The organism is Streptomyces sp. NPDC053541, from assembly GCF_044544705.1.
In the GTDB taxonomy this organism is placed as follows: domain Bacteria; phylum Actinomycetota; class Actinomycetes; order Streptomycetales; family Streptomycetaceae; genus Streptomyces.
This window is the reverse complement of record NZ_JBITXM010000003.1, coordinates 310601-331123: the sequence shown is the minus strand read 5'-3', so window position 1 is coordinate 331123 and position 20523 is coordinate 310601. Positions and strand designations below refer to the sequence as shown.

Annotated in this window: 19 protein-coding genes; 13 read left to right on the top strand and 6 right to left on the bottom strand. The window is 75.5% G+C overall.

Annotation, left to right across the window (positions count from 1 at the left end; translation table 11 throughout):
- The first annotated feature begins 37 nt into the window (after positions 1-37).
- Positions 38-2995, top strand: coding sequence for an AfsR/SARP family transcriptional regulator (locus ACIGW2_RS08700; RefSeq protein WP_399842164.1), 2958 nt, complete (start codon positions 38-40; stop codon positions 2993-2995).
- 16 nt (positions 2996-3011) lie between these two features.
- Here the strand turns inward: ACIGW2_RS08700 and ACIGW2_RS08695 are convergent, their stop codons facing one another.
- On the bottom strand, positions 3012-3947 hold the full coding sequence (locus ACIGW2_RS08695; RefSeq protein WP_399842162.1) for a MerR family transcriptional regulator: 936 nt from the start codon (positions 3945-3947) through the stop codon (positions 3012-3014).
- 115 nt (positions 3948-4062) lie between these two features.
- On the opposite strand from ACIGW2_RS08695, the gene ACIGW2_RS08690 reads away from it, so the two are divergent.
- Both ACIGW2_RS08690 and ACIGW2_RS08685 read left to right on the top strand, forming a co-directional pair.
- Entirely contained in the window at positions 4063-5565 is a 1503-nt protein-coding gene (locus ACIGW2_RS08690; RefSeq protein ID WP_399842160.1) for an alpha/beta fold hydrolase, read from the top strand.
- A 124-nt stretch (positions 5566-5689) separates the two neighbouring features.
- Positions 5690-6373 carry a hypothetical protein gene (locus ACIGW2_RS08685; protein ID WP_391652071.1) on the top strand — a complete coding sequence of 228 codons (684 nt, stop codon included), beginning with the start codon at positions 5690-5692 and terminating at the stop codon, positions 6371-6373.
- A 114-nt stretch (positions 6374-6487) separates the two neighbouring features.
- On the opposite strand, the gene ACIGW2_RS08680 is transcribed toward ACIGW2_RS08685, so the two are convergent.
- A complete protein-coding gene (locus ACIGW2_RS08680; protein WP_391652072.1) occupies positions 6488-7153 on the bottom strand; it encodes a Tat pathway signal sequence domain protein in 666 nt (221 codons plus the stop codon).
- A gap of 423 nt (positions 7154-7576) precedes the next feature.
- On the opposite strand from ACIGW2_RS08680, the gene ACIGW2_RS08675 reads away from it, so the two are divergent.
- From ACIGW2_RS08675 to ACIGW2_RS08665, 3 genes are all read left to right on the top strand, one after another.
- Positions 7577-8341 (top strand): TetR/AcrR family transcriptional regulator, encoded by a 765-nt coding sequence (locus tag ACIGW2_RS08675; protein WP_391652073.1) that lies wholly within the window; start codon positions 7577-7579, stop codon positions 8339-8341.
- Between the two features lie 180 nt (positions 8342-8521).
- The gene (locus tag ACIGW2_RS08670; protein ID WP_399842155.1) at positions 8522-9178 is read left to right on the top strand and encodes a DUF6230 family protein; all 657 of its coding nucleotides are present in this window, start codon (positions 8522-8524) and stop codon (positions 9176-9178) included.
- Positions 9179-9180: 2 nt separating this feature from the next.
- Complete coding sequence (locus ACIGW2_RS08665; RefSeq protein ID WP_399842154.1) at positions 9181-9696, top strand: DUF6114 domain-containing protein; 516 nt, start codon at positions 9181-9183, stop codon at positions 9694-9696.
- Between the two features lie 130 nt (positions 9697-9826).
- Here ACIGW2_RS08665 and ACIGW2_RS08660 read toward each other — a convergent pair whose 3' ends face one another.
- Entirely contained in the window at positions 9827-10180 is a 354-nt protein-coding gene (locus ACIGW2_RS08660; protein WP_361576476.1) for a helix-turn-helix domain-containing protein, read from the bottom strand.
- 68 nt (positions 10181-10248) lie between these two features.
- On the opposite strand from ACIGW2_RS08660, the gene ACIGW2_RS08655 reads away from it, so the two are divergent.
- Positions 10249-11166 (top strand): NAD(P)-dependent oxidoreductase, encoded by a 918-nt coding sequence (locus ACIGW2_RS08655; protein ID WP_399842151.1) that lies wholly within the window; start codon positions 10249-10251, stop codon positions 11164-11166.
- 54 nt (positions 11167-11220) lie between these two features.
- Here the strand turns inward: ACIGW2_RS08655 and ACIGW2_RS08650 are convergent, their stop codons facing one another.
- A complete protein-coding gene (locus ACIGW2_RS08650) occupies positions 11221-12390 on the bottom strand; it encodes an alpha-hydroxy-acid oxidizing protein (protein WP_391652077.1) in 1170 nt (389 codons plus the stop codon).
- Between the two features lie 157 nt (positions 12391-12547).
- Positions 12548-13129: a Type-2Aa cytolytic delta-endotoxin gene (locus ACIGW2_RS08645; RefSeq protein WP_399842149.1), complete on the bottom strand. Its 582-nt coding sequence runs from the start codon at positions 13127-13129 to the stop codon at positions 12548-12550.
- 291 nt (positions 13130-13420) lie between these two features.
- Between ACIGW2_RS08645 and ACIGW2_RS08640 the strand changes: the two genes are divergently transcribed.
- From ACIGW2_RS08640 to ACIGW2_RS08630, 3 genes are all read left to right on the top strand, one after another.
- A complete protein-coding gene (locus tag ACIGW2_RS08640) occupies positions 13421-14578 on the top strand; it encodes a hypothetical protein (RefSeq protein ID WP_399842147.1) in 1158 nt (385 codons plus the stop codon).
- 89 nt (positions 14579-14667) lie between these two features.
- Positions 14668-15174 carry an NUDIX hydrolase gene (locus ACIGW2_RS08635; RefSeq protein ID WP_399842144.1) on the top strand — a complete coding sequence of 169 codons (507 nt, stop codon included), beginning with the start codon at positions 14668-14670 and terminating at the stop codon, positions 15172-15174.
- 136 nt (positions 15175-15310) lie between these two features.
- Complete coding sequence (locus tag ACIGW2_RS08630) at positions 15311-16342, top strand: hypothetical protein (RefSeq protein ID WP_399842141.1); 1032 nt, start codon at positions 15311-15313, stop codon at positions 16340-16342.
- Between the two features lie 245 nt (positions 16343-16587).
- On the opposite strand, the gene ACIGW2_RS08625 is transcribed toward ACIGW2_RS08630, so the two are convergent.
- Entirely contained in the window at positions 16588-17091 is a 504-nt protein-coding gene (locus ACIGW2_RS08625; protein ID WP_399842139.1) for a hypothetical protein, read from the bottom strand.
- 284 nt (positions 17092-17375) lie between these two features.
- Here ACIGW2_RS08625 and ACIGW2_RS08620 point away from each other — a divergent pair, with 284 nt between their 5' ends.
- The 3 genes from ACIGW2_RS08620 to ACIGW2_RS08610 all read left to right on the top strand — a co-directional run bounded on the left by ACIGW2_RS08620 (position 17376) and on the right by ACIGW2_RS08610 (position 20503).
- A complete protein-coding gene (locus ACIGW2_RS08620; protein ID WP_399842138.1) occupies positions 17376-18242 on the top strand; it encodes a DUF6585 family protein in 867 nt (288 codons plus the stop codon).
- 106 nt (positions 18243-18348) lie between these two features.
- On the top strand, positions 18349-19578 hold the full coding sequence (locus ACIGW2_RS08615) for a phosphodiester glycosidase family protein (RefSeq protein ID WP_399842136.1): 1230 nt from the start codon (positions 18349-18351) through the stop codon (positions 19576-19578).
- A gap of 127 nt (positions 19579-19705) precedes the next feature.
- Positions 19706-20503 carry a VOC family protein gene (locus tag ACIGW2_RS08610; protein ID WP_361576449.1) on the top strand — a complete coding sequence of 266 codons (798 nt, stop codon included), beginning with the start codon at positions 19706-19708 and terminating at the stop codon, positions 20501-20503.
- The last annotated feature ends 20 nt before the right edge of the window (positions 20504-20523 follow it).

The window sequence follows — 20523 nt, the reverse complement described above, 5'->3', positions numbered from 1 at the left end:
GGTGGGCCCACGGGATCGAGGCGACAGGGAGGGCCGGGTGGAGTTCCGCCTGCTCGGGACGGTGTCCATCACGGCCGAGGCGGGTGAGCTGCCGCTCGGCCCCGCCAAGCGCAGAAGCGTGCTCGCGGCGCTGCTGCTGCGCGCCAACTCCGTCGTGCCCGTCGACCGCCTGATCGACACGGTGTGGGCGGAGGACCCGCCCGCCCGGGCCCGCACGGTCGTCCAGGGCCACGTCTCCCGGCTGCGCGCACTGTTCGAGCAGGGCGGCGCGGACGACTACGGGGTGGAGCTCGCCACCCGCTCCCAGGCCTACGAGCTGCGCATGCCGGACCAGCTCCTCGACACCCACCGCTTCGAGGAGCTGGTCCAGCTCGCCGGGCACCAGAAGCACCCGGGCGACGCGGTCCTGATGCTGCGCGAGGCGCTGGCGCTGTGGCGCGGCCCCGCGCTGACCGGGACCGTGGCCAGCGAGCCGCTGCTCGTCGCCGCGCAGGCCCTGGAGGAGACCCGGCTCGTCACGGTCGAGCAGCTCGCCGCGGCCTACGGGCGGCTCGGCGAGCACACCAAAGCCGCCGCCGTGCTGCGCGCCGAGGCCGCCGCGAACCCGCTGCGCGAGTCCCTGACCGCGGCCCTGATGCTGTCCCTGTACCGCGCGGGCCACCAGTCGGACGCGCTCGACTGCTACCACCGCACCCGCGGCCTGCTCGCCGACGAACTCGGCGTGGACCCGGGCCCGGCGCTGCGTGCCGCGTACGAGGCGGTGCTGCGCGGCCTGCCCACGGCGGGCCCGCAGACCGTCGCCATCGCCGAGGGCCCGGACCGGGGCGAACGGTCGGACCGGCCCGCCGCCGGCACCGACGGGACCGCTCCGACCGGCGAATTCACGCCCTCCGCGGCACCGCGCCGGGGCGCGGGCGCCAGCCCTGCGCGGACCGCCGGGCGACCCGCGGTCACCGGGCCCGGTGACGCCGCCGAGGCGGCCGGTCACCCCGGCGTCCCGGGCCCGGGGGCCGGCGTCCCGGCCGCCGAGCCTCCCTTCGCCGGGACCGCCATCGGCCCGGGCCTCCCGCGCGGGGGCACGCCGGAGTGGCCCGCTCCGGACCTGCTCCCCCGCACCCCGCGCGGCTTCCTCGGCCGCGAGCGCGAACTCGACGAGCTGGACGCGGCCGTGGCCGACGCCCGGGTGGCGATCGTCACCGGTCCCGCCGGGGTCGGCAAGACGGCGCTGGCCCTCCAGTGGGCGCACCTGAGCGCGCCCCGGTACCCGGACGGGGTGCTCTACGCCGACCTGCGCGGCTTCAGCACCGACGAGGGCCTGGACACCGTCGACGTCCTGCGGGAGTTCCTGCACGCCCTCGGCGTGCCGCCGGGCCGGGTGCCGGAGTCGCCGACCGCCGCCGCCGCGCTGTACCGCTCGCTGACGGAGGACCGGGCGCTGCTCGTCGTCCTCGACAACGTGCGGGCCGCCGACCGGGCCGGGCCGCTGCTGCCGGCCGGGGCGCGCAGCGCCGCCGTGGTGACCTCGCGGCTGCGGCTCGGCGGCCTGGTGGTGAGCGAGCTGGCCCGGCCGGTGCCGCTGGGCGTGCTCGGCGTCGACGAGTCGGCCGTGCTGCTCGCGGCCGCGGTCGGCGCCGACCGGGTGGCCGCCGAACCTGCGGCGGCGAGGCTGCTCGCCTCCCTCTGCGACGGGCTGCCGCTCGCGCTGCGGGTCACGGCGGCGCAGCTGGCCGCCCGCCCGCACTGGCGGCTGGCCGACCTGGCCGCCGAACTCGCCGACGAGCAGCGGCGGCTCGCTCTGCTCTCGGTGGGCTGCGCGGGCCCCGACGGGCAGGGCGTGGCCGCCGCGCTGCACCTCACCGTGCACGGGCTGCCCCCGGAGGCGGCCCGGCTGTTCCGGCAGATCGGCGCGCTGCCGGGCCCGGACCTGGACCGCAACGCGGCGGCGGCGCTCCTGGAACGCCCGCCCGCGGTCGCCGCGGAGGCCCTGGAGCGCCTGTGCGACGCGCACCTGCTCACCGAGTACGCGCCCGGCCGGCACACCCTGCACGACCTGGTCCGGCTCTACGCCCGGGGCCTGCGCCCCGACGACGAGGCGCTGCTGCGGCTGCTCGACCACTACATGGTCACCGCGATGGCGGCGACCAAGACCGCCGAGCCGGACGACCTGCCGTGCTGCACGCTGCCCGAGGGCGCCCGGCGCCCGCCCGCCACACCACACTTCGCGGGGCGGGACGCGGCCCTGCTCTGGTACGCGGCCGAGCGGGACAACCTCGCCGCGGCGGTCGCCGCCGCCCGGGCGGCCGGGCACCACGACCGGGCCTGGCGCCTGGCCCTGCTCCAGTGGCCGTACATGCTGTGGAACAGCCACGACGGCTGGGTGCCGCTCCTGGAGTCGGCGGTCGACTCGGCCGCCCGCGAGGACGACCCGGACGCCGAGTCCCGGGCCCGCGCGCTGCTCGGCTGGCTCCTCACCCAGGACGGGCGCCTGCGCGAGGCGCTGGTCCACCTCCGGCTCGCCCCCGATCTGGCGGCCCGGGCGGGCGAGCCGTCCAGCGAGGCGACCGCCCTGGTGAACCTGGCGATCGCGCTCGACACCACCTCCGGCGTCACCGCGGAGTCCCTCGCGCACACCGCCCGCGCGATCGCCCTCGTCCAGGGCGGCGACGACGTCATCACCGAACTCCTCGCCCTGGAGCACCGGGCGCAGCAGCTGCTCGCCGCCGGCGACCCGGCCGGCTCCCTCGACTGCGCCCGCCGGGGTCTCGCCCTCGACGGCGACACCGTCAACGGACTCCTCGGCGTCCGTCACAGCATGCTCACCGCCACCATGGGCGCCGCCCTGCTCGACCTCGGCGAGCACGCCGCCGCCGAGACCGCGCTCACCCTCGCCCGCGAACTGGGCCTGTCCCACGGCCACAAGGAAACGGTCGAGCGGGCGGACGCGGAACTGCGCCGGCTCCGGGCGGCCGTCGGGGGCGTGCCGGGGAGCGCGTGAGGGGCGCGGGCCGGTCTCACTCTCCCCAGGCGGGCCCGGCCCCCGGCTCCGGCCCGGGCGCCGTCCCGTCGGTGAGCGCGCGTTTGAGGGCCAGGCACAGGCGTCCGTGCAGGGCGCCGGCCGTGGGACCGTCGCCGGGGTCGCGCAGGGCGCCGGCGAGCTGCCAGTAGCTCCCGATCACCGGGTCCGCGCCGGCCACCAGGAGCCGGGCGAGCCGGCGCCGGAAGGCCGGGGTGTCGCGGGTCGCGAGCGCGTCCGCGTAGGCGCCCACGAAGCGCTCCAGTGCCTCGCCCCGGTCGCCCGGCCCCGTCGCCGCCAGGTCGTACGCCTCGGCGAGTCCCTCGTACAGCGCCTCCGCCCGGTGCGGCACGCCGGCCAGGTGGACCGGCGGCGCGGGCGCCGCGGCGACCAGGGCGTGCAGCCGTGCGTACGCCAGCACCTGAGCGGGCGTCGGATCGGCGGGCGGCCTCGGCACCGCCGCGTCCACCACGGCGGCCGCGAGCCGCGCCGGGAACCGTACGGGCAGGGTCCGCCGCCAGAACCGGGCGAGCACCGTGGTGTCGGGCGGCGCGGCCAGACCGCCGAGCAGCCGCAGCCGCTCGGCCCGCTCGGCCGCCGGCGCGTCGCGCAGCAGCCGCAGCGAGGCCTCGTGCCAGCGCAGCGCGGTCATCCGCCGCTCGACCTCGCGCAGCCGGCCGGTGACGACGTCCTCCCAGGCCGACCCCTGGTCGAGCACCCGGCCCACGTCGGTGACCGGCAGCTCCAGGGCGCGCAGCGCCCGGATCGAGCGGAGCCGCTCCAGCGCCCCCGGCCCGTACCGCCGGTGGCCGCCACCGGTCCGGCCCGCCTCCGGCAGCAGTCCGCGCTCGGAGTAGTAGCGCACGGTCTTGACGGAGACGCCCGCCCGTTCGGCGAGCTCCCCGATGCTCCACACCTCGTCCGCGGCCCCCACGCTCCGACCCTAGGGGATGTCCCGGCCCCGTGTTGAACCTCCCCCGGGGGGAGTTCCTACCGTCCATGCGGCAACGCCACGAGACGACGAGGCGAGACGGGACGAGGAGAGAGCGATGACCGCTTTCGTGCTGGTGTCCGGGCCCTTCACCGGGGGCGGGATCTGGGAGGAGGTGGCCGAGCGGCTGCGGAAGGCCGGGGCCGCCGCGTACCCGGTGGAGCTGACCGGCACGGCCGGCGGACCGCCGGCCGACGCGGAGACCGGCCTCGCGACCCATGTCGCGGACGTGCTGCGGACGCTGGACCGCGTCGCCCGCGAGGGCGCGGGCGCGGACGGGGTCGTCCTGGTCGGACACGCCTACGGCATCCACCCGGTGCTCGGGGCCGCCGACCGGTGGGACGGCGACGGGGTGCGGGTGGTGTACCTGGACGCGGGGCTGCCGGGTGACGGGGATCCGGCGAGCGCGTTCCTGGCGGACCCCACCGCCGTCGGGCGGGCCGGCGCCGACGGGCTCGTACCGCCGCCGGCGGGGGCCGGGTGGGAGCGGTGGGGCAGTACGGAGGGACTCTCGGCGGCGGACCTGGCGCGGCTCGACGGGCTGGCGGCGCCGCAACCGCTGCGCACCCTGACCGAGCCGCTGCGGCTGGCCCGGGACCCGTTCGACCGGCCGGTGACCGGGGTGCTGTGCACCGCCGGCGGGGCCGGGATCGCGTCGGTGGAGCTGCTGCTCGCCTCGGGGCCGCCGAGGTTCCGGGTGCTCGCCTCCCCCACGGTCGGCTTCTTCGAACTGGCCACCGGTCACTGGCCGATGCTGTCCGCGCCCGGTGCGCTCGCCGAGGTGCTGCTGCGCGCGGCGGCCGACGAGGGCGTGCGGCTCTCCGCACCGGAGCGGGATTCGGCCTTCGAGGGCGCGGGCTTCCTGCTCGACGTGCCGGAGCGTCCGCACGAGCGGCGCGGTCCGGTCGACCTGTACCCCCCGGAGGAGGCGGGGCCGCGGCCGGCCGTCCTGTTCGTGCACGGCGGGCCGGTACCGGCGGACCAGCGGCCGAGGCCCCGCGACACCGCCTTCTACCGGGGGTACGGGTCCCATCTGGCGGGTCTCGGCGTCGTGGGCGTCACTCTGGACCACCGGCTGCACGGGCTCGCGGACTACCCGGCGGCCGCCGAGGACGTGGCCGGGGCACTGGACCTGGTCCGGGCGCACCCGCGCGTGGACCCGGAGCGGATCGCGCTGTGGTTCTTCTCGGGCGGCGGCCTGCTCGCGGCGGACTGGCTCGCCGCGCCCCCGCCGTGGCTGCGCTGCGTGGCGCTGAACTACCCGGTGCTGGCGCCGCTGCCGGACTGGCGCCAGGTGGACCCGCGTTTCCGTCCGGCACAGGTGCTGTCGGCGGCGAGCCCGCCGGTCGTGCTGACCCGGGCGGGGCTGGAGCATCCGCCGTTCCAGGGGACCGTCGACGCCTTCCTGGCCGCCGCCGGACGGGCCGGCGCCCCGGTCGAGCTGATCGACGTGCCGCTCGGCCACCACGGTTTCGAGGCGATCGACGACCTTCCCGAGACCCGCGCCGCGGTACTCCGGGCCGCCGGCTCGGTCGTACGGCACCTCACGGCAGGCACCTGACGGCCGCCACTGACGGCAGGTCAGGGCCGTTGGTCCGGGCGTCCGGAGGATCCGGGCGGCGGGCGCGGGGGGTGCAGGGGCGCGACGGGCGCGTTCCATGATCATCCATGGATAGGGTGTGTGCATGTCACGCGTACGTTTGACCCTCGCCACCGCGCTCGCCGGGATCGCCGCACTCACCGCCTGCTCGTCCGGCGGCGCCGGGCCCGATCCGACCGACAGCGCGCGGAAGACGGACGAGAAGCCGGCGCCCGCCCCGCGCCCGATCACCGAGGAGCTCAGCCAGGCACACCTCGCACAGGCCCTGCTCGGCGACGGCGAGACCCTGCCCGGCTGGACCCTGCACGGCGACAAGTCGGCGACGGACGGGGAGTACTGCAACGGCGCGGACGGCGCCGACTCGGCGCCGAAGGGCTGGGTGCGCGGCAGCGACTCCTCGTACGAGTACGACGGCTCCACGGTGAACATGACGCACGTGATGATCTGCCTCTTCGACTCGCCCGAGGCCGCCCACCGCGAGTACACGGCCTGGAAGGGCACCGAGCCGAGCAAGGAGCAGCGGCCGCGCACGCCGCTGGGGGACGAGAACACCCTGGTCGTGAACCCCGGGCTCAGCGAGGACGCCGTCTACGGCTACCTCCGCTCGGGGAAGGTCAACATCCGGGTCCGGACCGAGGGCGGCACCGCCGGCGACCCCTCCGGCACGCAGGCCGTGCTCGCCGCCACGCTCAAGCGCCTCCAGCAGCTCCAGGACGGCGGGCCCGCGACCGTGACGGCCCGGGACGAGCAGGCCGCCGCCCGGCAGTAGACGGGAGCCGCGCGCCGGACGCCCGGCGGGCGGGCGTGCCGAGGGGGCGGCCCCGGGTCCGTGGACCCGGGGCCGCCCCTTTCGGCGGGAGCGCCTGGCGCGGCGCCGGGTCGGTCAGTTCACGAACACGGCCGGGCTGCCGGCCTGGCTGGTGTCGAGCACCGGGCCGTACTTGGCGGTGAAGTAGCCGCTGGCCGGGCAGGTGCCGGGGCCGCTGTACTTGGTGAAGAGCTGGTTGCTGAAGCTGAGGGAGTTGTCGGCGTTGTTCGGGGTGGCGGACAGGCTGCCGGCCCGGTAGACGCAGGTGGACGTGCCCAGGATCGTGCTGACCTTGAGGGTGGTCTGGATCGGGCCGGCCGCGCCGGCCGTCACGGTGAGGCCGCCGCCGGAGGTGACGGCCGCGTTGTAGGGCAGGTTGTTGACGGTGATGCTCTGCACGCCGGTGGCGCCGGTGATGTTGGTGGTGCAGTTGCTCAGGGTGTGCGCGGTGACGGTCTCGGTGGCGGTGCCGGGCGCGGCCGGGTTGGCGGTGGCCGTGGCGGTGAAGGCCGAGGTGTTGCAGGTGATGCCGGTGCTGCCGCCCGAGGTGGTGGCGATCCGGGCCTGGGTGCCCGTGGCCAGCGAGGCGGAGAGGACGTCGCCGACGGCGACGCCCGGTCCGCCGGCGCTGCCGGTGGTGAGCACCTCGCCGGCCGAGGCGGTCGCGGAGGCGGAGGCGGTCACCGCGAGGACGGCGGCGACGGCGGCACCGAAGGCAGCGGAGAGAGCACGCTTGTCCATGGGGGTTCCTTTCGCACGAAGGCGGAGGGTGAGTGAGAACTCGGCGGATTGCGTGGCTGCGCGGGCCGGGCGCACGGGGGGACGTGCGCACCGGGGGGTGCGAAGGGGACGCGCCGCGCGGGGGATCACGTCGCACGCGGGTGGGCCCGGCCGTGGCGGGGCGTCGGTGCGCGGACGTGGTGACGCGGCGGCGTCGAGCGTCGACGGCCGCCGCCGGAACGATCCGGCGCCACGGATCTCCGACAGCGGTGTCGCGATACGGGGTGGAGCGTAATACTCGGTGTGCGGTGCGCGGCGGTGCCGCATCCCGTCCCACGGGGGTGCGGTCCCACCGGAGTTCGCCCGGAGCACCGAGAGGAAAACCCACGAGGGTTGTAATCCTGCCGGGTATGTGACGTCAACAACCGCCGGAGGAAGTGGCCGATGACGAGCGTTCGGGGCGCCGAGGAGGAACTGGTCCTGCCGGGAGCCCGCACGGGCCGCGAGCCCGAGCGCTCGCTGCGCCCCGGGCCGCGCCGGCTGACCCCGGAGCAGGTGGCCTCCCGGCAGCGGGAGCGGCTGCTCGACGGGGTGGCGCGCACGGTCGCGGCCAACGGCTACACGGGAGCGCGGATCAGCGACATCTGCCGGGCCGCCGGAGTGACCCGCCCGGTCTTCTACGAGCTGTTCTCCGGCAAGGAGGACGCCGTTCTCGCGGCCTTCCGGGGCGGCACCGAGACGGTGCTGCGGGCCATGCAGCGGGCGTACGAGGAGACCGGCGGCGCGGTCGACTGGCCGGGCGCGGTGCGGGGCGGCCTCGGAGTGCTGCTCGGGCTCCTCGCGCGCAATCCGGCCTTCGCCACGATGGTGGCGGAGATCGAGTCGGTGGGCCCCGCGGGGCGCCGGGCGCGCGCCGAACTTCTGGCCAGTTTTCGACGGTTCTTCGCCGACGCGCCGGCGGGTCCGCCGGGGGTGCCGCGGGACGAGCTGGTGGACACGGTCGTGGGCGCGGTGCACGCGGCGCTGCTGCGGGCGGTGGACGAGGGGCGGTTCGGATGCGCGGGGCGGAGCGGGGCGGAGGACGCCGGGGACGCGGCCGCCGGGTCGGGCGCCGGGGTCGGATCGCTGCTCGACGTGCTCGTACACGTGGTCGTGGCGCCCTTCGGGTGGCCCGACCGACCGCTTCACCGGCTCCCCGAACCCTCCTGAATGATCGTCAACAAGCATTCGTTACTGGGTAGTTGACGCGCCTTATAACGGCGCGTACGGTCCGTTTCGGTTCCCTGCGGCACCGCCGCCTCCGCACGACCCGGGAAGACCCAGGTGGACGGGGAACCGTCCGCGCCAGGACGCCGCGCTCCGTTTCCTCATCCATGTCAGGAGCAACGCATGGCCCTGCCCGAAGGCACCACCGACACCGGCGCGCAGCCCGAGCGCGCCACCTCATCCGACAGACGCGGCGGGGTGCGCTACCGCCGCGCCGCCTTCATGGGCGTCCCCGCCCTGATCGCCGCCTCCACCCTGGTGGTGCTCACCGCCCAGGGCGCGCTCGCCGCCCAGTTCGCCATCTCCGGCATGCCGTTCGTGGTCTCCGCGGACTCCCTGGAGGGCACCGGCTTCGGCCAGTTCGGCGCGCTCGACAACATGCCCGAGGGCAGCCCCAACGCGGGCGACACCGGCGGCCAGGTGCTCACCATCGTCACCGCGATCCGCGAGGCGAAGCTCACCAACCTGTGCCAGAGCGTGGAGCTCGGCGGCACCTATCTGCACATCACCGCCGGCGACAAGGGCACCCCGGTGAAGGCCTCCGGGCTCACCACCGACTCGACCGACATCACCGGCAAGCTCGCCGACTTCGACAACATCGAGATCGGCGGGGACGCGAGCACCTTCGACAAGCCGCCGGTCAAGGGTCCGCTGGGCTCCTTCGGCCAGCAGGCGGACACGGTCAAGCTGCGCGATCTGCGGCAGACCAACTACGCCACCACGGCGGTCCGCTTCACCCTGCCCGACCTGCACATGAACTTCAGCTCGGAGGGCTGCTGACCATGGCACGGGGCACGGACGAGGCCGTCGGACAGCCCACGCCGACGGGGCCGGCCGGGGACGGCCGGCGGCATCCCTGGCGGGCCTTCCGGCGCTGGCGGCACCGGCGGCCCTTCGGGGCGGGCCTCGCCCTGGCGCTCGGCGGCGCGGAGATCCTGCTGACCCAGCGGGCCAGCGTCTCGGTGGTCCTCGCCGCCGGCGCCGACAGCCTGGCGGGTTACGTGCTGCCGATCGTCATGCTGGTCTGCGGGCTGCTCATCGTGTTCAACCCGGGCCAGCGGCTGTTCTATTCGGTGATCGGCGTGCTCGCCTCGCTCGCCACCTGGGTCACCTCGAACCTGGGCGGCTTCTTCCTCGGCATGCTCCTCGGCCTCGTCGGCAGCTCGCTGGCGTTCGGCTGGCTGCCGGACCGGCCGCGCCGCCGCCGGTGGCTGCGCCGGAACCGTGCCCGTACCGAAACCCGTACCGACACCCGTACCGGATCCGGAACCGCCGCGGCGGCCCCGGCAGCGGAGTGACGCGGCGACAGGTACCCACCAATAAGTGGGTACTTGTCGCCCCACCGCGCCCGGGAGAGGCTGGGAGCAGTCCGGGGGAACGCACCGGACGACGGACGGACGAAGGGACACCCGCGACACCCGAAAGACCTCAGGAGGGCACGGCGCCCTCCGCCACCAGCCGGTCGAGCCGGCGGTGGCCCCACGCGGCGACCGGGGCCAGCGCTTCCGAGAGCGCACGGCCCTCCCCGGTCAGCGAGTAGACCGTCTTCGGCGGCACCACGTCGTGCACCTCGCGGTGCACCAGCTCGTCGGACTCCATCTCGCGCAGCGCCTGGGTCAGCACCTTCTCGCTGATGCCCGGGATCATCCGGCGCAGCTCGCCGGGCCGCCGCGGGCCGGACTCGAGCAGCCAGAGCAGCAGGGTCTTCCACTTGCCGTCGATCACCGCGACGGCGGCGGTCACCCCGCACACCTCGGTGTCCCTCGCCCGTCCGCGCGTCATCCGTCCCGTCCCTCCGTCGTACGACCGTGCCGTTTCCCAGCCTTCCATGTTTACAAGGGAGTTCCGCCATGTCTTCTTCCCCGCAGCCCGCCACCCCCGCCACCACCCCGTCCGCCCCCGCCGCCGTCACGGTGCTCGGCCTCGGCCCCATGGGTCGCGCCCTGGCCGGCGCGTTCCTCGCCGCCGGAGTGCGCACGACCGTGTGGAACCGCACGCCGGGCCGCGACCGCGAGCTGGTCGAGCGGGGCGCCACGGGTGCGGCGAGCGCCGCCGAGGCGGTCGCCGCGAGCCCGCTGACCGTGATCTGCCTGGTCAACTACGACGCCACGGACGCCGTGCTGCGCCAGGAGGACGTCACGGCGGCGCTCAAGGGCCGCACCCTGGTCAATCTGAGCGCCGACGTCCCCCAGCGGGCGCGGGACACCGCCCGCTGGGCCGGCGAGCACGGCATCGACTACCTCGACGGCGCCATCATGACCCCGACGCCCACCATCGGCACCCCGCACGCGGTGTTCCTGCACAGCGGGCCCGAGGCGCTGTACCGCACCCACCGCCCCGTGCTCGACCTGCTCGGCGGCACCCACACCCACCTGGGCGAGGACAGCGGCCGGGCCGCCGCGTACGACATCGCGCTGCTGGACGTCTTCTGGACCGCGATGGCCGGCTATGTGCACGCCCTCGCGCTGGCGGGCGCGGAGGGCGTCACCCCGCGCGAACTGGCCCCGTTCGCCCAGGGCATCGGCGCGATCCTGCCGCCGCTGTTCGAGGAGTTGGCCGGAGACGTGCAGGACGGCGGCTTCACCGGCGAGGGCAACCCGCTGACCTCGGCCGTCTCCACGATGGCGCACATCGTGCACGCGGCCGAGGCTCACGGCATCGACTCGGGCGTGATGCGCGCGGCCGAGGGTCTGGCCCGTCGCACGGTCGCCCTCGGGCACGGCGCGGACGGCTTCTCCCGGATCGCCGAGGTCCTCGGCCGGCGCTGACGCCTCGGCCCTCGGCCCCGCTTCCCCGGTCCCGCTCCGGCCCCGCTCTTCCGCTCACGGGAGGCGCCGCAGGGCGCCTTCCGCGCGCAGGTCGGCGAGGGACGGATAGCCGTCCACGGCCATGACGAGGTCGGCCTCGGCGAGCAGGGAGCGCAGCACGTGGACGATGCCGTCGGTGCCGTCGAGGGCGAGACCGTAGGCGTACGGGCGGCCGACGGCCACGGCGGTGGCGCCGAGGGCCAGCGCCTTGACGACGTCGGCGCCGCTGCGGACGCCGGAGTCGAAGAGCACGGGCAGTCCGTCGGCGGCGGCGACCACCTCGGGGAGCGCGGCCAGGGCCGGCAGACCGCCGTTGGCCTGCCGGCCGCCGTGGTTGGAGCAGTAGATCCCGTCGACTCCGCCGTCCCGGGCGCGCCGCACGTCCTCGGGGTGGCAGAGGCCCTTGAGGATCAGCGGCAGCCGGGTGAGCGAACGCAGCCAGGGAAGGTCGTCCCAGGTCAGCGGGTTGCCGAAGATCCCGGTCCACTCCAGGACGGCGGCCTGCGGGTCCTCCTCGGGGGACGTGGCGAGCCGGGCCCGGAAGACCGGGTCGGAGGTGTAGTTGGCGAGGCAGTGGCCGCGCAGCTGGGGGAAGTTGCCGGTGGCGAGGTCCCGGGGCCGCCAGCCGGTCACCCAGGTGTCGAGGGTGACGACGATGCCGCGGTATCCCGCCTCCTCGGCGCGCCGCACCAGGCTCTCGGCGAGCGCCCGGTCGGTCGGGGTGTAGAGCTGGAAGAAGCCGGGGGTCTCGCCGAGGGCGCCGGCGACCTCCTCCAGGGGGTCGACGCTCAGCGTCGAGGCGATCATCGGGACCCCGGTCCGGGCGGCGGCGCGCGCGGTGGCGAGGTCGCCGTGGCCGTCCTGGGCGCACAGGCCGATGACGCCGATGGGCGCCATGAGCAGCGGGGTGGGCAGCGTCGTTCCGAAGAGGTCGACGGAGAGGTCGCGCTCGGTGGCGCCGACCATCATCCGGGGCACGAGGCCCCACTGGTGGAAGGCCTCGGCGTTGGCGCGCTGGGTGTGCTCGTCGCCCGCGCCGCCGGCGACGTAGGACCGGACGGAGGGCGGGAGCGCGGCCTCGGCACGGGCCTCGAGTCCGGCGAAGTCCATGGGGAGCTTCGGCAGGGTGCCGAAGAGTCCGTTCAGGTAGATCTCGTTCTGGTAGTCGCCGAACCGCTGGTTCATCGTGCTCCTCCCCTGCGCCCCGTGCCTGCCGTCCGGGTCTCCCGGAGCGGGAGGCTACCGTCCGGTACGACCCTTGGCCATGGCCCGGGACGGCGGGCCGTGACGGGGGCGGTCACGTGGGGGTGGCCACGCGGAGGTGTCCCCGCGGAAGCGGGGGTCAGGCCGCGGCGAGCGCGAGCTCCTGGCGTACGACGATGGCGTTGAGCCGGAGCGCGAAGGGCACCACGTCGGTCATGGCGAGGGTGCCGACCCGGGCCTTGTCGAGGCCGACGGTGACGTCGGCGCAGAAGGCGACGGCGTAGAGGTACGCGCCGGTCTCCTCGTCCTGGAGGGCGAAGAACAGGTCGCGGTAGTAGCGGGTGCGGTCCGGGCCCTCCTCGTAGTACGCGAGGCCCGGCAGGCCCTCCTGTCCGGCGAGGCCGGTGAAGGCGGCCACCAGCTCGCGCTCGATGGTGTCCCAGAACCCGGCCTCGGCCGCCTCCGGCGGCAGCGCCTGGCGAACGGCTTCCTTCAGGGAGAGCACCATGACCAGGACCGGCGCCTCCTCCTGGAGGCCCCAGCCGCGCACCATCCGCACGACGGTGCTGTCGGGCAGCGCCGCGGCGGCGGTGTGGATGTGCTCGAAGTCGAAGTTGACGGTGGCGGGGGCGATCGCGTCCTGGAAGGCGCGGGCCAGGCCCTCGGCCTGGGCGCGGTGGGCGGGGCCCACCTCGATGACGGTCCTGAAGCTGGCGGCCAAGACTTCTCCTTCGACGGTTGCTTCGGCGGTTGCTTCGGCGGTTGTTCCGACGGGTTGCTTCGACGGTTTCCAAGATTTCAACAGTTTGTTGATCAAGACGGCGTCAGTATGCCGCAGGGGTGGCGTACGGCGGCAGGGAGGCGCCCGACGGCGGACGGGCGGGTCGGCCGATCGGTTGACCCGGGCGGGGCGGGACCGGACGGAGCATGGGCGTGGGGGCGGACCGTCCGCCCGGTCCGCCCCCGCTCACCGCGCCCGTCCGTCCGACCCCTGCCTGCTGGGAGCCCGCCGATGAACCGACCCCGTGCCCTCGCCGTGCTGGCCGCCTCCGTCGCCCTGCTCGCCGGCTGCGCGCAGGGCGGCGGCGCGCCCGCCCGGTCCGCCGAGAGCCGCCCGGCCGGTGCCGTGGCCGGCACTCCGGTCGCGCCGGCCACGACGGCTCCGTCCCCCGTCCCGGCGCCCGCCGCGGAGGGCACACCGCCCGGCACCCTGCTCGTCGCCGACTTCGGCGCGGACACGGTGAGCTTCGTCGACCCGGCCCGCGGCGCCTTCGCCTCGGTGGAGGTCGGCACCGCCCCCTACGGCCTGGCGGTCGGCGCCGACGGGCGCGCCTGGGTCGCCACCGCCGAGGGCGTCGCCGTGGTGGACACCAGGGCCCGCACGCGCCTCGCGCTCGTCCCGTACCGCACCGCGAGCGGCCCGGCCACCACCGGCGAGTACCGCGGCGGCGGCATGGGCATCGCACTCGCCCCCGACGGGCGCCGGGTGTACGTGGGCGTCAACGTGCCCGGCGGCAACGGCACCCTGGAGGTGATCGACACCGCGTCCCTGAAGGTCGTCGACCGCGTTCCGGTCGGCCGGCGGCCCTTCGACGTGGACGTGTCGCGGGACGGCTCCGAGGTGTACGCCACGAACCACGACTCCTTCGACGTCACCGTGGTCCGGACCGGCGACCTGACGACCCGGCGGATCGAGGTGGCCCCGTACGGCACGGAGGGCGGCCTCGGCTCCTGGCTGAAGCCGCACTACGCGGCCGTGCGCCCGTCGGACGGGCGGCTGCTGCTGCCCTTCGAGGGCGAGCGGCTCGTCGTGGTCGACCCGCGCACCGGCCGCTCGGAGATCCAGCGGATGACGGCCGACACCCACCAGCACGGCACCACGATCACCCCGGACGGCACCCTGCTCACCGTCGGCACCGGTCCGATCGACCCGGCCACCGACCGCGGCCCGTCCCTGACCGTCCGCTCTCCCGACGGCACCGAGCGGGTCTTCCCCCTCGACGGCCCGCACGAGGACGTCGCCGTCTCGAAGGACGGGCGCACCGCGTACGTCACGGGCGGCTTCACCCGCGACGGCTCCTGGGACGGACTCACGATCGTCGATCTGCGCACCGGCGACACCCACCGCCTCGCGGCGGGCTCCCGGCCGCTGGGCATCGCCGTGCTGTGACGGCGGCATGGTGGTGGCCGGGGCATGGTGGTGGCCGGGGCATGGTGTTGGCTGGGGACGTACGCACCCGTCCCCGGCCGAGGAGTCCGATGAACACCGGTCCGAAGAGCACCGCCGACCGCAACGCCACCCCGCCGACCGCCCACGCCTCCCTCGGCGCGGGCGTCGTCGTGACCGACCCGGACGGCCGGGTGCTGCTCGGACTGCACCACTCCGGCGTCTGGGAGCTGCCGGGCGGGAAGGTCGAGCCGGGCGAGTCCCTGGAGGCCGCGGCGGTCCGCGAACTCGCCGAGGAGACCGGCCTGGTCGCCGACCCCGCCGAGGTCTCCGTCCTCGGCCTGGTCCTCGACACCGCGAGCTCCACCGCCCTCACCCGGGTGACGGTGGCCACGGCCGTCCGCGGCCACCGGGGCACCCCGACGGTCACCGAACCGGACAAGATCGCCCGCTGGTCCTGGTTCCTCCCGACCGCCCTCCCCACCCCGCTCTTCCACCCCTCGGCCCAGACCCTCGCCTTCGCGTACCCCGAAGTACCGCTCGCGGAGGGCCCGTTCCACCGCTACCCGATGGCAGCGGAAGGGAGCCCGGCGAGCTGAGGCGCGGGCCGCCTGCTCCGAGCCGTCTCCTCCGGGCCGCGCATCGGTGGGGTACCGCCGGAAGGGTGGCCTCCGCCTCTGCGTACGATGCGGGCGTTCAGCTTCCGCACGTAGAGAGGGAGGGCCCCGCGCCACCATGTCCGGCCCCCAGAGCCACGATTCCTCGCCCTCCCCCGCCTCCGCGCCCGGCCCCTGGTGGCAGACGGGCGCGGCACGCGTGGGCGCCATCGCCGCCGTCCCCCTGCTGGGGCTGGTGAACGACCGGCTCGGCGGGGTGGCGCTCCTCGTCGCGCTGGTGCTCCTGTGGTGGCGCAACCCCTGGCCCAGGGCCGGCCGGATCGTCGCCACGGTCGCGGCGATGGCCCTCCTCGGGGCGGTGCTCCCCGATCAGCCCCGCGACACCCCGGGCCGGGCCGCGAACGCCGGGGCGGTGAAACCGCCCGCCGGGCCGGGCGGCTCGCCCACCTCGCGGGCCACCCCCGAGGCCACGATGCCCGCGCTGCCCGACTTCACGGGCGATTCACTGGACCTGGCCTTCCCGAAGTCGCGGCGGAAGGGCTTCACCGTCCTCCAGCACGACGCCTCGGACCAGGGGCGCGAGGTGACGGGGCGTTCGCTGTGGAAGGTCTGCTTCCAGGTGACCGGCGGCTCGCCGGAGGAGCCGATCGTGGACTTCGGCGTCGTCCGCCGCGAGGAGCCGTGCCCCGCGGCCGAGGGCAGGACGGTGCCGTGGCCGAAGATGCCCGACGTGGTGGGGCTGACCTGGCACGCCGCCGTCCCGAAGGTGACGGCCGCGGGCGTGCCCGAGGAGGACGTGCGCGCCGAGGCCGCGTACCTCAACGACCGGCTCCCCGAGGAGGGCGAGTACGAGGACTGGCGCGTGTGCCGGCAGGACCCGGCGAGCGGCGACCCCCTCACCGACGACGTCTACTCCGTGCGCCTCGCCCTCTCCTCCCCCGCCCACGGCTGCCCCGCCCCGGACCGCGGCCGGGACGCCTACCTGCCCGACCGCGACGACGACGGCGACCCGGACTACCTCGACCCGTATCCCCGCGACCGCAACCGCACGCGCCTGTTCCCGAACGGAATCCCGGACGCCACGAGCGGCAGCTCGGGCGACGGCGACGGCGACGGCTGGCACCTCTGCCGCCACACGCGGTGGTGCTGACCGTGCGTCGGGCCTAGGGGGTGTCCTGTCGATCAGGCCGGACGAGCGAGCGGCGTCCGGTGCCGTGGATCGCAAGGCGGAGGAGGGAAGCGATGCGGTGGGGGTACCTCCCGGGCGAAGCCCAGGGGGCCATCGGCGACCGACGACGACGCGGCGAGGCGCGGTGCCGGGCGACGAGAGCCCGGCATGATCGGGAGACACCCCCTAGGTCCCCGCCGAGCCAGGCGAAACTTTCCGGACAGGGCCTAGTAGCCCCAGCGCTGCCCGACGCCGTCGTCCTGACGGCAGTAAATCGCGCGGCCCCTGGCGTCGCGGCCGGAGGTGCCGATGTCGGCCTTGCGGCAGATCTGGCCGGCCCGGTAGCAGTTGCCGGCGTTGGAGAGCGGGTAGCAGTCGGCGGCCGCCGCCGTGGTCGGCTCGGGGGCCGGGGTCCGGGTGCGGGTGGGCGCCGGCGGGGCGGGGGCGGGCTTGGTGGTGGACCGGACCGGGGCCTTGGTGGTGGGCGACGGGGACGGCGCTTCCGTGGTGGGGCTGGGGCTGGGGGTGGGGGTCTCGGTCGGGCTCGGGGTGGTGGTGGTCGGAGTCACCGCGGTGGTGGTGCTCGCGGCGGGCGTGGCGCTGGTGCTCGGGGCGCTCGGGGGTGTGGCCGGACCGCAGGCGGCGAGCGTCAGGGCGGCGGCGATGACGGTGAGGACGCCGGCGTGGCGTCTCCTCGCGGCCTTCGTACGGCTGCCGAGCGATATGCCCATGGGGAACTCCCGAGCGGTGAGGGAACGTTGAGTTCGCCCACCCTACAGATCTTGTTGAATGTGTGAGGATTGTGCGCACACATCGAGAGGAAGTGGTGACCGGACCGGGCGGGCGCCCGTGGCCAGGAGCATCGGGAGTCGGCCCGGCCCCGAGGGCGGCGATCAGAGGGAGCGCCTCCGGACCCGTGAGGACGGCGGTGCGGACCTCGACTTCCGGCGGAGCGTGGCCGGGATCCTGACAGCGGACGGTGGGCGCTGACATCATGGCGCCGGGGGGATGCGCGATGGAGCGGATCGACCGGGTGACGGTGCCGCCGCCGGACGAGGCGGCGACGCGGGCCGCGCGCGAGGCGGGCCTCGGGGTGTATCTGCGCGGGCTCCGCGCGCGGCACGGGGACGAGACGCGGGAGTTACGGGTGCGGGGCAGGCACGCCCTGCCGGTGCTGCTGCTCGCGGCGGCCGGGCTTGCGCTGCCCGCACTGGTCACCCGGTGGGCGGGGCCGGGACTGGGGATCCCGCTGCTGCTGGTGCCGTTCGGGGCGCTCGGCTGGTTCCTGCGGCGCTCCTTCCGCCGGCCGCCGGCCGCCCCGCTGCGCCCGGGCGAGTACGTGTACCTGTACGAGCGGGGCCTGGTGTGCCCGGGCGGGGCGGGCGCGGCGCGGGCGGTGCCCTGGCGGTCCGTCACCGCGATGCACCAGGACGTCACGCGCACCTATGTGAACGGCGGCTACACCGGCACCCACTACGCCTACCGGTTGCTGACGGAGGGGCGGACGGGAGTGACGGTGGGGGGCTTCCTGAACGAGGAGACGGTGCCGCGTCCGGCGGACTCGCAGATCCGCGAGCTGGCGCAGATCGTCCTGGACGAGACCGTGCGCCGGGCCCTGGCGCCCGCCGTGACCGCTCTTGAGGCCGGCGAGCGGGTGGCGTTCGGCGAGGTGGCACTCGCCGGGGAGGGGATCGCACTGCCATCGGGGTCGGCGCCGTGGGAGCGGGTGCGGGACGTCGAGTGGCGCGGGGACGGACTGGTGGTGGTGCGCACGGCGGGCGCGGGCCGGTGGGCGCGGGAGGCGAAGGACATCCCCGACTTCCCGGTGTTCTGGACGCTGGTGAGGGAGCTGTTCCCGCAGGCCCGGGAGCACCGTCGCTGATACCGCCGCCGGCACTGCCACCGATCGTTCACCCGAACGAGTGTCTGGTCAACGGGCTTTCGACTTGGGACATTTGAGGGGACGGCAGAGGACCCGGGGGGGCACCGTGACGGTTCCACTCGCACGTTCGCGCACGGTGGCGGCGCTGCTGCTCGCCTGGTGCGCGCTGGCCCTGGGCCTCGCGCCCGGCGCGGGGGCCGCGACGGACCCGGCGGTCTGGGAGGAGCTGGCGCCGGGGGTGGCGTACCGCAGCTTCGAGAGGACCGCCTCGCACGGCCCGGTGCGGGTGCATCTGGTGTCGGTCGACCTGCGGGCCGAGGGCGTGGAGGTGGACCTGCTGTACCCGGGTGCTGTGGCGGCGCGGGAGCCGTTGTCGCGGCTCGCGGACGCACGCGGGGCGATAGCCGGGGTGAACGGGGACTTCTTCAACATCTCGGAGGTCCAGCACCCGGGCGTCGAGGCGACCGGCGCGCCGGTCGGTCCGGCGATCGGCGGCGGGCGCGAGCTGAAGGCGGCCGTGCCGACGGGGCAGCGGTTCGGTCCGGCGCTGCCGCCGGGCACCGGCACCCGTGAGGTGTTCGGGGTGGGTGTGGACCACCGGGCGCGGATGGGCCGGCTGGCGCTGGACGGCACGGTGACGGACCCGGCGGGTTCGTTCCCGCTGGGCGGGCTGAACCAGTACGCGCTGCCGGTGGGCGCGGTCGGCGTGTTCACGGCCGACTGGGGCGGGGCCTCGCGCGGGCGGGCGGTGTGCGGGACGGACGCCGACCGGGCGGCTCCGTGCGCCTCGGAGACGTACGAGGTGACGGTGCGCGGCGGGCGGGTGGTCGAGGTCGCGGAGCGGCCCGGGCGCGGACCGGTGGCGGAGGGCACCGAGGTCCTCGTGGGCCGGGAGGCCGGTGCGCGGCGGCTGCGCGAGCTGGCGGTCGGCGACCGGGTGCGGGTGCGGCACCGGCTGGTCGAGGAGGGCTCGGGGGTGCCGTACCGCTTCGCGGTGGGCGGGTTCCCGGTGCTCCGCGACGGGGCCGCGCTGCCCGGTCTGGACACGGTGACGGCGGCGGTCCGCACGGCGGCCGGGATCACCCACGGCGGGCGTGGGCTGCTCCTGATGGCCCTGGACGGCGCACCGGGGCTGCGGGCGGGAATGACGATGGCCGAGGTGGCCGGGCTGCTGGCCGCGTCGGGGGCGAGCGAGGGGTTCTCGCTGGACGGCGGCGGCTCGTCGACGCTGGTGGGGCGGGCGCCGGGAGATCCGGCGGTGACGGTGCGCAACCATCCCAGCGGGGGCGTCGAGCGGCCGGTGCCGAACGGCATCGGGGTGCTCTCCCGCCGCTGAGCACGGACGCCGGATCCGGTCACGGTGGGTCACCGAGCGGGCCGGGCCGGAGCTGGTTAGCGTGGCAGGCGGGACAACGACGTCCTCGATCGAGCGGACGTCATCGAGCGGAAGAGAGAGTCTCGTCATGGCCTCACGACCTGAAGGCACGCCGGTCTGGACCGACGCGATGTTCACCGATCTCGAGGGAGCCAAGGAGTTCTACGGCGACGTGCTGGGCTGGACCTTCGGCGAGGCGTCCTCGGAGTTCGGCAACTACACGCAGGCGCTCAAGAACGGCAAGGCGGTCGCGGCCGTGGTGCCCCCGATGCCCGGCCAGGACGGCGAGGCCCAGTCGGCCTGGTGTCTGTACTTCGCCTCGCCCGACGTGGCCGCCACCGCCGAGAAGATCAAGAGTGCGGGCGGCACGCTGCTGATGGAGCCGATGCAGGTCGGCGACTTCGGTTCGATGTGTCTCGCGCAGGACCCGACGGGCACGGTGTTCGGCGTCTGGCAGGCCGGTGTCCACGAGGGCTTCGAGCTGCAGGGCGAGCCGGGCAGCTATGTGTGGGCGGAGGTGTTCACCCGCGAGCCGGAGAAGGCGGACGCCTTCTACACGGCGGTGTTCGGCTTCCGCTCGAAGAAGATCAAGGACGAGCACATGGACTACCGGGTCTTCGACCTCGGTGGCGATCCGCTGCTCGGCCGGATGGTGATGACGGCGGAGGACTTCCCGCCGGAGATCCCCTCGTACATCCAGGTCTATTTCGCCGTGGACAACTGCGACAAGGCCGTCGAGGCGGCCGAACGGGCCGGCGGGCGCAAGGTCTTCGGCCCGATGGACAGCCCCTTCGGGCGGTTCGCGGCGCTGCTCGACCCGCAGGGCGCGGCGTTCGCGGTGATCGACGTGCGGACCACGGTCGGCGAGATGCCCGAGATGGAGTGACGGAGCGCGTGGCGCGACGG

Bases quoted from the DNA above. Each gene is read 5' to 3' on its own strand.
- ACIGW2_RS08690 (WP_399842160.1), top strand. From the start codon at position 4,063: ATGACCGCTTTCGTGCTGGTGTCCGGGCCCTTCACCGGGGGCGGGATC.
- ACIGW2_RS08685 (WP_391652071.1), top strand. From the start codon at position 5,690: ATGTCACGCGTACGTTTGACCCTCGCCACCGCGCTCGCCGGGATCGCC.
- ACIGW2_RS08680 (WP_391652072.1), bottom strand. From the start codon at position 7,153: ATGGACAAGCGTGCTCTCTCCGCTGCCTTCGGTGCCGCCGTCGCCGCC.
- ACIGW2_RS08675 (WP_391652073.1), top strand. From the start codon at position 7,577: ATGACGAGCGTTCGGGGCGCCGAGGAGGAACTGGTCCTGCCGGGAGCC.
- ACIGW2_RS08670 (WP_399842155.1), top strand. From the start codon at position 8,522: ATGGCCCTGCCCGAAGGCACCACCGACACCGGCGCGCAGCCCGAGCGC.
- ACIGW2_RS08665 (WP_399842154.1), top strand. From the start codon at position 9,181: ATGGCACGGGGCACGGACGAGGCCGTCGGACAGCCCACGCCGACGGGG.
- ACIGW2_RS08660 (WP_361576476.1), bottom strand. From the start codon at position 10,180: ATGACGCGCGGACGGGCGAGGGACACCGAGGTGTGCGGGGTGACCGCC.
- ACIGW2_RS08655 (WP_399842151.1), top strand. From the start codon at position 10,249: ATGTCTTCTTCCCCGCAGCCCGCCACCCCCGCCACCACCCCGTCCGCC.
- ACIGW2_RS08650 (WP_391652077.1), bottom strand. From the start codon at position 12,390: ATGAACCAGCGGTTCGGCGACTACCAGAACGAGATCTACCTGAACGGA.
- ACIGW2_RS08640 (WP_399842147.1), top strand. From the start codon at position 13,421: ATGAACCGACCCCGTGCCCTCGCCGTGCTGGCCGCCTCCGTCGCCCTG.
- ACIGW2_RS08635 (WP_399842144.1), top strand. From the start codon at position 14,668: ATGAACACCGGTCCGAAGAGCACCGCCGACCGCAACGCCACCCCGCCG.
- ACIGW2_RS08630 (WP_399842141.1), top strand. From the start codon at position 15,311: ATGTCCGGCCCCCAGAGCCACGATTCCTCGCCCTCCCCCGCCTCCGCG.
- ACIGW2_RS08625 (WP_399842139.1), bottom strand. From the start codon at position 17,091: ATGGGCATATCGCTCGGCAGCCGTACGAAGGCCGCGAGGAGACGCCAC.
- ACIGW2_RS08620 (WP_399842138.1), top strand. From the start codon at position 17,376: ATGGAGCGGATCGACCGGGTGACGGTGCCGCCGCCGGACGAGGCGGCG.
- ACIGW2_RS08610 (WP_361576449.1), top strand. From the start codon at position 19,706: ATGGCCTCACGACCTGAAGGCACGCCGGTCTGGACCGACGCGATGTTC.